The following is a 12,493-nucleotide window of genomic DNA, read 5'->3' as shown; positions in this document are numbered from 1 at the left end:
TCGCGCGGTTTGACCGCCATAGCTGCACGGCTGGAAGGCGGCTGTCCCGCGAAGCCTATTAGTCTGGCCGAGTGAGCTTGCCTGTTGTATTGATCGCCGACAAACTCGCCGAATCAACCGTCGCCGCGCTCGGTGACGACGTCGAAGTCCGGTGGGTCGACGGCCCCGACCGGCAGAAACTGCTGGCCGCGGTGCCCGAGGCCGACGCGCTGCTGGTGCGTTCTGCCACCACCGTCGACGCGGAGGTGTTGGCCGCGGCGCCCAAATTGAAAATCGTCGCGCGCGCCGGGGTCGGCTTGGACAACGTCGATGTCGAGGCTGCCACCGCGCGCGGTGTGCTCGTCGTCAACGCACCGACGTCGAACATCCACAGCGCCGCCGAGCATGCGTTGGCGTTGCTGCTGGCGGCGGCGCGCCAAATCACCGCGGCCGACGCCTCGTTGCGCGCCCACGAGTGGAAGCGCTCGTCGTTCACGGGTACCGAGATCTTCGGCAAGACCGTCGGAATTATCGGGCTGGGCCGCATCGGGCAGCTGGTCGCCCAGCGACTGGCCGCGTTCGGAGCCCACCTGATCGCCTACGACCCCTACGTGTCGCCGGCACGGGCAGCGCAGCTCGGCATCGAACTGCTCAGCCTGGACGAGCTGCTGGCCCGGTCGGACTTCATCTCCGTGCATCTGCCGAAAACCCCGGAGACGCTCGGGCTGATCGACAAGGAGGCGCTGGCCAAGACCAAGCCCGGCGTCATCATCGTCAACGCCGCACGCGGCGGCCTGGTCGACGAAATGGCGCTGGCCGAAGCCGTACGCAGCGGACACGTGCGGGCCGCCGGTATCGACGTGTTCGCCAAGGAGCCGTGCACCGACAGCCCGCTGTTCGAGCTGCCGCAAATAGTGGTCACCCCCCACCTCGGCGCCTCCACCGCCGAGGCGCAGGACCGGGCGGGCACCGACGTCGCCGAAAGCGTAAAGCTCGCGCTGGCAGGAAAATTCGTTCCCGATGCGGTCAACGTCGGGGCCGGGGCGGTCAGCGAGGAGGTGGCGCCGTGGCTGGATTTGGTGCGCAAACTCGGTTTGCTTGCTGGTGCTCTTTGCGACGAGCTTCCGGTGTCGCTGTCGGTGCAGGCACGCGGTGAGCTAGCCGCGGAAGACGTTGCAGTGCTGCGGCTTTCGGCCCTGCGTGGCTTATTCTCGGCAGTCATCGAAGAGCCCGTGACATTCGTCAACGCCCCGGCCATCGCCGAAGAACGCGGAGTCGTCGCCGAGATCAGCACTGCCACCGAAAGCCCCAACCACCGCAGCCTGGTCGACGTGCGGGCAGTGGCCGCCGACGGCTCGGTGGTCAACGTCGCGGGCACGCTGTCGGGCCCCCAGCTGGTGCAGAAGATCGTGCAGATCAACGGTCGCAACTTCGATCTGCGCGCCGAGGGCATCAACCTGATCATCAACTACATCGATCGGCCAGGTGCGCTCGGCAAGATCGGCACGCTGCTCGGCGCGGCGGGGGTCAACATCCACGCCGCACAGCTGTCGGAGGACACCGAGGGTCCCGGTGCGACCATCCTGTTGCGCCTCAACCGCGACGTGCCCGAGGATGTGCGGGCGGCCATCAGCGCGGCCGTCGACGCCAACAAGCTCGAAGTGGTTGACCTGTCTTGATGCGCGCCAGCGACGATGCAGAGCAAAGCGATGAAAAGGAGCGGCGCCATTGAGACTGGCGATTATCCCAGGGGACGGGATCGGCCCCGAGGTGGTGACCGAAGCCGTCAAGGTGCTCGACGCGGTACTGCCCGATGTGGAGAAGACGAGCTACGACTTAGGTGCCCGCCGTTTCCATGCCACCGGGGAAGTGCTGCCCGACTCGGTTCTCGACGAGTTGCGCGCCCACGACGCGATCCTGCTCGGCGCGATTGGTGATCCGTCCGTTCCCAGCGGGGTCTTGGAGCGCGGTCTGTTGCTGCGGCTGCGCTTCGAGCTCGACCATCACATCAACCTGCGCCCGGCGCGGCGATACCCAGGGGTGATCGGCCCGCTCAGCGGCAACCCCGAGATCGACTTGGTCGTGGTGCGCGAGGGCACCGAGGGCCCCTACACCGGTACCGGGGGCGCAATCCGCGTCGGCACCGCCCACGAAGTGGCCACGGAGGTCAGCGTCAACACCGCGTTCGGGGTTCGCCGGGTCGTGCACGACGCGTTCGAGCGCGCGCGGCTGCGGCGCAAACACCTGACCCTGGTGCACAAGACCAACGTTCTGACATTCGCCGGCGAGCTATGGTCGCGGACCGTCGATGAGATCGGTGAGAAGTTCCCGGAGGTCGAGGTGGCCTATCAGCACGTCGACGCGGCGACGATTCACCTGGTCACCGACCCGGGCCGGTTCGACGTCATCGTCACCGACAACCTGTTCGGCGACATCATCACCGACCTGGCGGCGGCGGTGTGCGGCGGCATCGGCCTGGCCGCCAGCGGCAATATCGACGCCACCGGCACCAACCCGTCGATGTTCGAACCGGTCCACGGCAGCGCGCCCGATATCGCCGGTCAGGGCATCGCTGACCCGACCGCGGCGATCATGTCGGTGGCGCTGCTGCTCGCCCACCTCGGTGAGGACGCCGCCGCGGCGCGGGTGGATCGGGCGGTGGCGGCTCACCTGGCCAGCCGGGCGAACGAGCGGTTTTCCACCGGCCAAATCGGCGACCGGATCGTCGCGGCGCTGTAGCGGATAGCCCGGGCGGGACCAGTCTGGCCGGTACCAAAGGCACCGCGACCAGCGGAAACAGTCCGCAGACCGCCCACGCGAGCGGGTAGCCGCCCGAGGCGATCAGCGCACCGAAGATCGGCTGTCCCACGGCCGCCGCTAGCCGTTGGGTGGTGTTCTGGGTGCCCAGCGCGCGCCCGCTCCAGTACGGCCCGGCGAACTCGGTGATCGCGGTGGACTCCAACCCGTTGTCCAGTACCGCGATAACCGACGCGATGACCATGCACCACACCGCGGCCGAGGAGTCGAGGTGATCGGTGAATCCCAGCACCATCAGGGTCGCAGCCGCGGTGGCCGCGATCGTACGCACGGGCCGCATCCGTGACCCGACCCGGTCAGACCATCGCCCGACCAGAATGCGGCCCAACGCGCCGAGTAGCTGCGAGGCAGTGACCAGCGCGCCCGCCGCCCCCACCGACCAGTGGTACTCGTTGAGCAACCAGATCAGCATGAAGGTCACCGTCACCGTCTGCGGGATCATCAGCAGAGCCGACACCATGTGGATTCGCCACAGCACGCTCGATCCGCGATAGGGGCTGGCCAGCTCCGCAATGGTGGCCGTTGCCCGCGGTTTTCGCGGCGGGTCGAGGACACCCAGCGCACACGCCACGCCCGACAGCATGCAGATTACGGCAGGAAACATCATCGCGGCCGCGAAGCCGTGCTCCGCCAGTTCGGGAATCACCGCTGCCCCCAAGGCAATTCCCAGCGGCTGGGCCGTCTGGCGGATTCCCATCGCCACCCCGCGCCGCTGCGGCGGAAACCAGCCGGTCACCAGTCGGCCGGTGGCCGAATTGGCCCCCGCTGCGGCCATGCCGCCGAGGAACAGGAATGCGCCCACCACCACCAGCGAGTGGGCCGACGCGGCGGCGAACGCGGCCGCTGCCGTCAGCGCGGAACCCAACCTCAGCACGATGCGCTCGCCCGCGTGGTCAACCAGATAGCCCCAGGCGATCAGGGTGACCACCATGCCCCAGCTCGGCATCGACGACAGCAGGCTGGCTCCCGTCAGCGTGATGTCTCGGTTGGCTTCCAGCTCCGGGATCATGAAGGCCACGCCGTTGATGAACAGAAATGACGACAACGTCGCTACCGACGCGATGACCAACATCGACCAGCGCGCCCCGGTGCTGACCGATTCCGTCGGCATCAGCCCATGGTTTCACAACCGCCTGCAGATCAAGCGGTGCGAAACTCAGCGAACGCGCGGGCTCGGCCGTGCCGCGGCGACGTCCGTGTGGTGCGGCCGCGCACCCACCGGCACCACCGGCAGCGCCAACAGCGGAAACAGCGCGCACACCGCGAACGCCACCGGATACCCACTCGCGTCGATCAATTCGCCGAAGACGGGCGGCCCGGCGCCAGCCGTCAACCGCTGAGTGGTGTTTTGCGCTCCCATCGCACGCCCGCTCCAGTACGGACCGGCGATTTCGGGGATGGCGGTAAACGCTAACCCGTTGTCGAGCACGGTGATCACCGACGCGGCGAGCATGACCGCCACCGCAAGGGGCCAGCGCAGGTGATCGGTGAGCGCCAACACCAGCATCACCACCGCTGCCGTGACGGCGATGATGCGGATCGGGCGCATCCGCGAGCCCACGCGATCCGACCAACGGCCCGCGGCGATGCGGCCCAGCGCGCCGAGCAGTTGTGAGACGCTCACCAGCACGCCGGCCGAGGCTGTCGACCAGCCGTGCGCCCGCATCAGCCAGACCAGCATGAACGTCAAGACGACGGTCTGCGGCACCATCAGCAACGCCGACGCCAGATGGATGCGCCACAGCACCGTTGTGCCGCGGTAGGGGTTGGCCAGCTCCGCCGCGTCGGCGGTGGCCCGTTTCTTTCGCGGCGGGTCGAGCACGCCGACCGCGCTGACGAGCGCCGAGGCGGCGCACACCGCGGCCGGAAACAACAACGCCACCGAAAAGTCGCGCTCCCCGAGCTCGGGAAGAACCAAGGCAGCCAACGCGATTCCCAGCGGCTGAGCCGTCTGGCGGATCCCCATCGCCAGGCCACGCTGGTCACGCGGAAACCAGCCGGTCACCAGTCGGCCGCTGGCAGTATTGGCGCTGGCGGCGGCCATGCCGCCGAGGAATAAAAACGTTCCGACGGCCACCAGCCCATGAACCGACGCCGCGGCGAAGACCGCCGCCGCCGTGAGCGTCAAGCCGACGGTGAGCACCACCCGCTCGCCGACCAAATCCAGCAAGTAACCCCAGGCGATCAGGGTCACCACCATGCCCAGGCTGGGCATCGAGGACAGCAGACCGGCCTCAGCCAAACTGATGCCGCGCTCAGCGTCCAGCGCGGGGATCAGGAAGGCGATGCCGTTGATGAAGACGGTCGCGCACAGCGTCGACGCCAGCGAAATCGTCAGCAATACCCAGCGCCGGCCGGTGCTGATCGATGTCGTCGGCACGGTTCCATGGTTCCAGGTGTTAACCCGCGGCAGCCAGCGCGTCGTGGCGGCGGTAGCTGCGATCGCCACCGGTCGCGGTGAAGCCGCGGGCGACGAACCGGCGCCGCGACCATTGGCCGAACTGCTCGCTGAACCGGGTCGCGCCCGGCACCAGCCGCCGCAGTTCGAGCACCCGGTTGATCGCCGACGTGGCCAGCACCGCGGCCTGCAGCGGTTTGTTGTCCGGCAACCCAAGCTGGTCGGCGTTCGACCGGCCCAGGACCAGCCGGCTGTAAGAGGAGAGGTAGCCGCGGGCGAGCGCGGTCAGCGGGTCCTCGCCCGGTGGGCCGGAGTGCAACGCTTGGGCGAGCCGGTAGGAGTCCTCATCGGGCTGGAATTCGGTGTCGGCTTCCAGCCAGAACAGCCGCCAGGTGTCGTCTTCGGTGGCGGGAAGCAACTCCGGGTGAACACCCATGAGCAGCCCGACATAGCGCCAGAGGTGGAAGATCGCATCGCGTTCCCGCCGCGAGAACCGCAGCCCCATCGCTTGGCAACCGGCCAGGTTGGCCAGCGAGAACAGCATCAGCGTGCCGGCCAGTTGCACCTGGTTGATCGGGTGGTCCCATTCGTCGAAGTTCCAGTCGGCACGCCGGCACATCGCAGCGCGCACCAAGGCGTGCATCAAGCGAACCCGCAGGGTGCCGGTGAATCCGGGAGCGAAGCGGCTCAGGCCGCCGGGCGAGGTCACGTCGATAAACCAGGTCGCGGTTTCGTTGAGCCGCCGAGGCGCCATCCGCCGCAGGTCGCCGGTCCCCACCAGCGGCTTGTCGGCCTTCGACGCCAGGTAGCCACCGGTAAGAGCCAGTCCGGGCAGCGCTAGGGCGATGCTCCACAGGCCGGTGCGCATCGTGACCCGCACCGCCAGATCAAGCTTGGCCTGGTCCAACCAGTAAGGCCGGTCGTCGACCTGCGCGAAGAAGGCCACGAGTTCGTCGGGCGGGTAATCGACCGCATTGATGCCGTGGTCGACGGCAAGTTCGAATATGCGCCGGCCTTCGCCGGGTGGCAGCCGCTGCATCATCGCGACGACGTCATCGGCTAACGGGTCACCGAGCTTGGCGAAGCGCCGAAACGACTCCCGCTGGGCGACGGTGGCTCGGATATCACCCGGTGCCAGCAGGCGCGTGAACACGTTCAGTGGAAATCCTGACAGGAACGGCGGGTCGGGCAGTTTGCGCTCGTCAAGCCTCATTTCTGTCCTTTCCGCAGCGCTACGCAGACTATCTGGGGACAGTCTTCACCAGATGGTTCGACCGGGTCAAGGATGCGAGAATCGTGTCTGTGGCGGGTTCGGCGCGCACCTATGGCGGCGCCACCCATAGCGAGCGGCGATCCAGACGGCAGGCGCTGTTGATCGACGCCGCGTTGGATCTGATCGCTGACGGTGGCGTCGGGAGCCTGACCGTGCGGGGTGTGTGTTCGCAGGCTCGGCTCAACGACCGCTATTTCTATGAGAGCTTCCGCAGTGTCGACGAGTTGCTGCTAGCCCTGCTCGACGACCAGATCACCCGGGCATTCGACGCCCTGCTTCCCGCGATCGAGGCCAGCCCGCCCGACCCGATGCTGCGGGCGCGCGCAGCGATCGGCACCGGTTTGGGTTTCCTCGGCGAGGATTCTCGCCGCGCCCGGCTGCTCATCGAGTCGCAGGCCACCGAGGTGTTGCGCACGCGCCGGCGTGACCTGATCAAGATGCTGGCGCAGGTGATGGCCGATCAGGGGCGGGTGCTGCTGGCCGGACAGGACGCACTGGATCCCGATATCGACCTGGCTGCGCTCACCCTGGTCGCCGGCGGGTTCGAGGTGGTCACACAGTGGTTGCGAGGCGAACTCGATGTCACCCGCGAACACTTGGAGGACTTTCTGGTCGCGATGGTCACCGCGCGGTAGGCGTGCGCGCGGCGGTTAGGCTCTGATGAATGCGCCTCGGTCGAATTGCCAGCCCGGATGGCGTCGCCTTCGTCAGCATCGAGGGTAAAGCCGGCGATCCCGCTGCGATGATCGCTCGTGAAATCGCCGAACACCCTTTCGGCACACCGACCTTCACGGGCCGAACCTGGCCGTTGGCCGATGTGCGGCTGCTGGCGCCGATGCTGGCCAGCAAGGTGATCTGTGTCGGCAAGAACTATGCGGCCCACGTCGCCGAGATGGGTGAGACCGCACCGGCCGATCCGGTGATCTTCCTTAAGCCCAACACTGCGATTATTGGACCGAATGTGCCAATTCGGTTGCCCGCCAACGCATCACCGGTGCATTTCGAGGGCGAGCTGGCTGTGGTGATCAGCCGCCCGTGCAAAGACGTCCCCGCGGCCCGCGCGGCCGAGAGCATCCTGGGCTATACCATCGGCAACGACGTAACGGCCCGCGATCAGCAGCAGGCTGATGGGCAGTGGACACGAGCCAAGGGACACGACACGTTCTGCCCGGTCGGGCCGTGGATCGTCACCGATATCGACCCGGCAGACCTCGAGCTGTGCACCGAGGTCAACGGTGAAGTCAAGCAGCGCAGCCGCACGTCGATGATGATCCACGACGTCGGCGCGATCGTGGAATGGGTTTCAGCGGTGATGACGTTATTGCCGGGCGATCTCATTCTCACCGGCACACCCGACGGTGTCGGTCCGATCGAGGACGGCGACACCGTCAGCATCACCGTGGAAGGTATCGGCACGCTGACCAATCCTGTTGTGCGAAAGGGGCGATCATGAGTAGCGGTGTGCGGGTGCGGTTCTGCCCGTCGCCCACCGGGATTCCCCACGTCGGGCTGATTCGCACAGCCCTTTTCAATTGGGCTTACGCCCGACACACCGGCGGCACCTTTGTATTCCGCATCGAAGACACCGATCCCGGCCGCGACAGTGAGGAAAGCTATCTGGCGCTGCTCGATGCGCTGCGCTGGCTCGGTTTGAACTGGGACGAGGGACCCGAAATCGGCGGCCCTTACGGCCCATATCGGCAATCACAGCGCACGCACATCTATCGCGACATTATCGACCGGCTGCTCGCGGCCGGAGAGGCCTACCAAGCATTTTCGACTCCGGAGGAGGTCGAGGCCCGCCACATCGCCGCCGGGCGCAATCCCAAGCTGGGATACGACAATTTCGACCGCGATCTCACCGATGCCCAGCGGGCATCGTATCTGGCGGAGGGCCGTAAACCCGTGGTAAGGCTGCGAATGCCGGACGACGACATCAGTTGGCACGATCTGGTGCGCGGGGACATGGTATTCGCGGCCGGCACTGTGCCCGATTTCGCGCTGACCCGCGCGACCGGTGATCCGTTATACACGTTGGTCAATCCGGTTGACGACGCCCTGATGAAGATCACCCACGTGCTGCGTGGTGAGGACCTGCTGCCGTCCACCCCGCGGCAGATCGCGCTGTATCAGGCGTTGATGCGTATCGGCGTGGCTGAGCAAATTCCCGAATTCGCCCATCTGCCAACTGTTTTGGGCGAGGGAACTAAGAAGTTGTCGAAACGCGACCCGCAGTCGAATCTGTTTGCTCATCGAGACCGTGGTTTTATCCCGGAGGGCCTACTGAATTACCTAGCGTTGCTGGGGTGGGCGATCTCCGGTGAGCGCGATGTGTTCAGCCTTGACGAGATGGTCGCGGCTTTCGACGTGGTGAACGTCAATCCCAATCCCGCCCGGTTCGACCAAAAGAAGGCCGACGCAATCAACGCCGAGCACATTCGTCTGCTCGACGCCGACGATTTCGCTAGGCGCCTGCGTGATTACTTCGCTGCGCACGGCTATGACACGGGCTTGAACGACGCGGGTTTTGCCGTCGCGGCAAGGCTCGTGCAGACCCGCATCGTCGTCCTCGGTGACGCGTGGCAGTTATTGAAGTTTTTCAATGACGACGAGTACGCGCTCGATCCGAAGGCCGCCGCCAAGGAGCTGGGACCGGATGCCAGGGCGGTGCTCGACGCTGCGCTGACTGCACTGGAGGCCGTGACGGACTGGACCGCCGACCACATCGAGGCTGCTCTCAAGGATGCGCTGGTCGAGAAGCTGGCGCTGAAACCGCGGAAAGCGTTCGGACCGGTCCGGGTCGCGGTCACCGGAACATCTGTCAGCCCGCCGTTGTTCGAGTCGATGGAGTTGCTCGGGCGCGACCGCAGCCTGCGGCGGCTGCGCGGCGTCCGCGACCGGACGGTGCACGCCTGAGCTGTGCGACGCTAATCTTTGATAGTCTGCACGTCGGCCGCACCGGCTGGCGGGCACTGCCCGCAGAATCCGATTACGGGTTCTGACCAGCGGTTTTAGGCAACCATTGGGGTATGGTGTAATTGGCAACACAGCTGATTCTGGTTCAGCCGTTCTAGGTTCGAGTCCTGGTACCCCAGCAAAATATGCCCGCCGCAAGCGATTAGGAGGGCATTCCCAGGTGGGTTATGCTGACAGCTCGGATCGGTTCTGGCCCCGTCGTCTAGCGGCCTAGGACGCCGCCCTCTCACGGCGGTAGCGTGGGTTCGAATCCCATCGGGGCTACTTGTGTCGGCGCGGTCACCCGGCTGGTTTGCCTGCCGCGACGCTCGGCGCTGTCGAGCCGCCGACCGGCATATGGGGCAGTCCAAGCTTGCGATGATCCCACGAGCGGGTGCGCCGTGTGACGATGCGCACAGCGATCCGCTTGTGCATCATCTGGTCCACCGCCGGTTTCAGCTCGTCGGTGTAGGGGCCGGTATAGCGCTCCCAGACGCTGACACCGACTCGGAAGATAGTCTCAGGGTCGTCGACGATTTCGCCGACGCCTTCGAAGGAGACCCCCCGCAGCGTGTCGTAGGTATCGCCGTCTTCGATCAGGAAACTGACCCGCGGGTCGCGCCGAAGATTCACCGCTTTCTGCGACTTGGCCTTGGTCTCCAGCCAGATCTCGCCGTCGACGACGCCGTACCACATCGCGGTCAGGTGCGGCTGGCCGCCGGGACCAATGGTGGCCAGCGTGCCCGTGCGGCTGCGGGCGACAAAATCGGCGATCTCGGCCTCCGACATGACAATCTGCGCGCGCTGATTGGTTCCCATGAAGCGTTAGTCTGTCAGGTCGTCGCCCAAGGGCCCCGCGCAGCTGCCGGGGCGCCGTCGGGGGCCATCACGTTCACAGCAGACGGGTAATTGCGTCCGCTGCAGCCAATAGGTCGGCGGCCCAACGTGCGCCGGGGCGGCGGCCCAGGCGGTCGATCGGTCCGGAAACCGAAATCGCGGCGACCACTGAGCCACGGGAGTCTCGCACCGGCGCCGAGACGCTGGCCACGCCGGGCTCGCGCTCGGCCACGCTTTGGGCCCAACCACGCCGCCGCACCTCGGCCAACGCGCGCTCGCTGAACTTCGCCGCGGGCAGGATGGCTTGCTGGGTGGCCGTGTCGCTGTAGGCCAGCAGCACCTTGGCGCCTGAGCCGGCCGTCATCGGCAGCCGCGCACCCACTGGCACCGTGTCCCGAAGGCCCGCAGGCGGTTCCAGCGCGGCAATACAAATCCGCCAATTGCCGTCGCGGCGGTATAGCTGCACGCTCTCGCCGGTGACCTCGCGCAGCGAAGCTAGCACCGCCGGGCTGGCCGCCAGCAGCGGATCATCGACATGGGCCGCAAGTTCGCTCACCGCGGGACCTAGCCGCCAGCGGCCTTCACTGTCGCGAGCCAGCAGACGATGCACCTCGAGGCCGGCGGCAAGCCGGTGCGCGGTGGCCCTGGGCAAGCCGGTGCGTTCGCACAGTTCAGCCAAGCCGCACGGCGATTCCGCGATCGCGTGCAGCACACCCACAGCTTTGTCGAGCACCCCGATGCCGCTATCCTGTCTCACAAAGAGATATTAGCGTCTCGCATTGTGAGAACACGCGAGGTGTGGGACTGAAGAATCGGGGTGGCGATGGCGCGTACGTTGGCGGAGAAGGTTTGGGACGACCACGTTGTGGCTTCCGGCGGTGGCGACGATCCGGACCTCATCTACATCGACCTGCATTTGGTGCACGAGGTCACCAGCCCGCAGGCGTTCGACGGACTGCGATTGGCCGGCCGCCGGGTTAGGAGACCCGACTTGACCCTTGCCACCGAGGATCACAACGTGCCGACCGTTGACATCGGCAAGCCGATCGCCGACCGGGTATCGCGCACTCAAGTCGACACGCTGCGGCGCAACTGCGCTGAATTCGGCATCCGCTTGTACCCGATGGGAGATATCGAGCAAGGCATCGTGCATGTGGTGGGACCGCAATTGGGTCTCACCCAGCCGGGTATGACGATTGTTTGTGGCGACAGCCACACCTCCACCCATGGCGCTTTCGGCGCGCTGGCGATGGGCATCGGCACGTCGGAGGTGGAACACGTGCTGGCGACCCAAACGCTGCCACTGCGACCATTCAAGACGATGGCGGTCAACGTCGACGGCCAGTTGCCTGCCGGAGTGACGGCCAAGGACGTGATCCTCGCACTGATCGCAAAGATCGGCACCGGCGGCGCGCAGGGCCATGTCATCGAATACCGGGGCAGTGCCATCGAATCACTGTCGATGGAAGGCCGGATGACGATTTGCAATATGAGCATCGAAGCCGGCGCACGTGCGGGCATGGTGGCACCGGATGAGATCACCTACGAGTACCTGCGAGGGCGGCCGCACGCGCCGACGGGCATGCAGTGGGACGCCGCCGTCACGTACTGGAACCAGCTGCGCACCGACCCCGGCGCCGAATTCGACACCGAGGTCGAGCTGGAGGCGGGCTCGCTGAGTCCGTTCGTCACGTGGGGAACCAATCCGGGACAAGGGGTGCCGCTGGACGCCGCGGTGCCGGACCCCGAGCTGTTCACCGACGACAGCGAGCGCCAAGCCGCCGAGAAGGCGTTGGCGTACATGGACCTTCGCCCCGGCACGCCAATGCGCGACATTTCAGTTGACGCGGTGTTCGTGGGCTCGTGCACCAATGGCCGGATCGAGGACCTGCGTGCTGTGGCCGAGATATTGCGCGGCCGCAAAATAGCTCCAAGCGTGCGGATGCTGATCGTTCCCGGCTCGATGCGGGTGCGCGCACAGGCCGAAGCGGAAGGGCTCGGTGAAGTTTTCACCGCTGCGGGCGCCGAGTGGCGCCAGGCCGGCTGCTCAATGTGTCTGGGAATGAACCCCGATCAGCTCGCGGCGGGGGAGCGCTGCGCTGCGACGTCCAACCGCAACTTCGAGGGGCGGCAGGGCAAGGGCGGCCGCACGCACTTGGTGTCGCCGGCGGTCGCCGCCGCGACCGCCGTGCGCGGCAGGCTCTCCGCCCCGGCGGATTTGGATTGAGCAGCGG

At 66.5% G+C, this 12,493-nt stretch carries 10 protein-coding genes, 2 tRNA genes and 1 pseudogene; 8 read left to right on the top strand and 5 right to left on the bottom strand.

What is annotated here, in order from left to right:
• The first annotated feature begins 71 nt into the window (after positions 1-71).
• Together serA and MYXE_RS16355 are read left to right on the top strand one after the other, a co-directional pair.
• On the top strand, positions 72-1,658 hold the full coding sequence (serA, locus tag MYXE_RS16360) for a phosphoglycerate dehydrogenase (protein ID WP_003922117.1): 1,587 nt from the start codon (positions 72-74) through the stop codon (positions 1,656-1,658).
• A gap of 49 nt (positions 1,659-1,707) precedes the next feature.
• On the top strand, positions 1,708-2,718 hold the full coding sequence (locus tag MYXE_RS16355; RefSeq protein ID WP_085195742.1) for a 3-isopropylmalate dehydrogenase: 1,011 nt from the start codon (positions 1,708-1,710) through the stop codon (positions 2,716-2,718).
• A gap of 184 nt (positions 2,719-2,902) precedes the next feature.
• Here MYXE_RS16355 and MYXE_RS16350 read toward each other — a convergent pair.
• The 3 genes and pseudogenes from MYXE_RS16350 to MYXE_RS16340 form a co-directional block, all read right to left on the bottom strand.
• Positions 2,903-3,805, bottom strand: a pseudogene (locus MYXE_RS16350) (MFS transporter); the annotation flags it as partial.
• 147 nt (positions 3,806-3,952) lie between these two features.
• Positions 3,953-5,176, bottom strand: a complete 1,224-nt coding sequence (locus tag MYXE_RS16345) for an MFS transporter (RefSeq protein ID WP_085195806.1) — start codon at positions 5,174-5,176, stop codon at positions 3,953-3,955.
• 19 nt (positions 5,177-5,195) lie between these two features.
• Positions 5,196-6,407 carry an oxygenase MpaB family protein gene (locus tag MYXE_RS16340; protein ID WP_003922113.1) on the bottom strand — a complete coding sequence of 404 codons (1,212 nt, stop codon included), beginning with the start codon at positions 6,405-6,407 and terminating at the stop codon, positions 5,196-5,198.
• Positions 6,408-6,490: 83 nt separating this feature from the next.
• On the opposite strand from MYXE_RS16340, the gene MYXE_RS16335 reads away from it, so the two are divergent.
• From MYXE_RS16335 to MYXE_RS16315, 5 genes are all read left to right on the top strand, one after another.
• Positions 6,491-7,102: a TetR/AcrR family transcriptional regulator gene (locus tag MYXE_RS16335; protein WP_003922112.1), complete on the top strand. Its 612-nt coding sequence runs from the start codon at positions 6,491-6,493 to the stop codon at positions 7,100-7,102.
• A gap of 29 nt (positions 7,103-7,131) precedes the next feature.
• Complete coding sequence (locus MYXE_RS16330; protein ID WP_003922111.1) at positions 7,132-7,920, top strand: fumarylacetoacetate hydrolase family protein; 789 nt, start codon at positions 7,132-7,134, stop codon at positions 7,918-7,920.
• Complete coding sequence (gltX, locus tag MYXE_RS16325; protein WP_085195744.1) at positions 7,917-9,383, top strand: glutamate--tRNA ligase; 1,467 nt, start codon at positions 7,917-7,919, stop codon at positions 9,381-9,383. Before MYXE_RS16330 ends, gltX begins: the two co-directional genes overlap by 4 nt.
• A gap of 107 nt (positions 9,384-9,490) precedes the next feature.
• Positions 9,491-9,562, top strand: a tRNA-Gln gene (locus tag MYXE_RS16320).
• Positions 9,563-9,634: 72 nt separating this feature from the next.
• A tRNA-Glu gene (locus tag MYXE_RS16315) sits at positions 9,635-9,707 on the top strand.
• A 15-nt stretch (positions 9,708-9,722) separates the two neighbouring features.
• Here the strand turns inward: MYXE_RS16315 and MYXE_RS16310 are convergent.
• Both MYXE_RS16310 and MYXE_RS16305 read right to left on the bottom strand, forming a co-directional pair.
• Entirely contained in the window at positions 9,723-10,241 is a 519-nt protein-coding gene (locus MYXE_RS16310; protein ID WP_085195746.1) for a pyridoxamine 5'-phosphate oxidase family protein, read from the bottom strand.
• A 73-nt stretch (positions 10,242-10,314) separates the two neighbouring features.
• Positions 10,315-11,016 (bottom strand): IclR family transcriptional regulator, encoded by a 702-nt coding sequence (locus MYXE_RS16305; protein WP_085195748.1) that lies wholly within the window; start codon positions 11,014-11,016, stop codon positions 10,315-10,317.
• A 66-nt stretch (positions 11,017-11,082) separates the two neighbouring features.
• Between MYXE_RS16305 and leuC the strand changes: the two genes are divergently transcribed.
• Positions 11,083-12,486: a 3-isopropylmalate dehydratase large subunit gene (gene leuC / locus MYXE_RS16300; protein WP_085195808.1), complete on the top strand. Its 1,404-nt coding sequence runs from the start codon at positions 11,083-11,085 to the stop codon at positions 12,484-12,486.
• Positions 12,487-12,493: the final 7 nt, after the last annotated feature.

This window comes from Mycobacterium xenopi, from assembly GCF_009936235.1.
Classification (GTDB): domain Bacteria; phylum Actinomycetota; class Actinomycetes; order Mycobacteriales; family Mycobacteriaceae; genus Mycobacterium; species Mycobacterium xenopi.
This window is presented reverse-complemented; position numbering and strand designations above follow the sequence as displayed.

Bases quoted from the DNA above. Each gene is read 5' to 3' on its own strand.
- MYXE_RS16340 (WP_003922113.1), bottom strand. From the start codon at position 6,407: ATGAGGCTTGACGAGCGCAAACTGCCCGACCCGCCGTTCCTGTCAGGA.
- MYXE_RS16330 (WP_003922111.1), top strand. From the start codon at position 7,132: ATGCGCCTCGGTCGAATTGCCAGCCCGGATGGCGTCGCCTTCGTCAGC.
- gltX (WP_085195744.1), top strand. From the start codon at position 7,917: ATGAGTAGCGGTGTGCGGGTGCGGTTCTGCCCGTCGCCCACCGGGATT.
- MYXE_RS16310 (WP_085195746.1), bottom strand. From the start codon at position 10,241: ATGGGAACCAATCAGCGCGCGCAGATTGTCATGTCGGAGGCCGAGATC.
- leuC (WP_085195808.1), top strand. From the start codon at position 11,083: ATGGCGCGTACGTTGGCGGAGAAGGTTTGGGACGACCACGTTGTGGCT.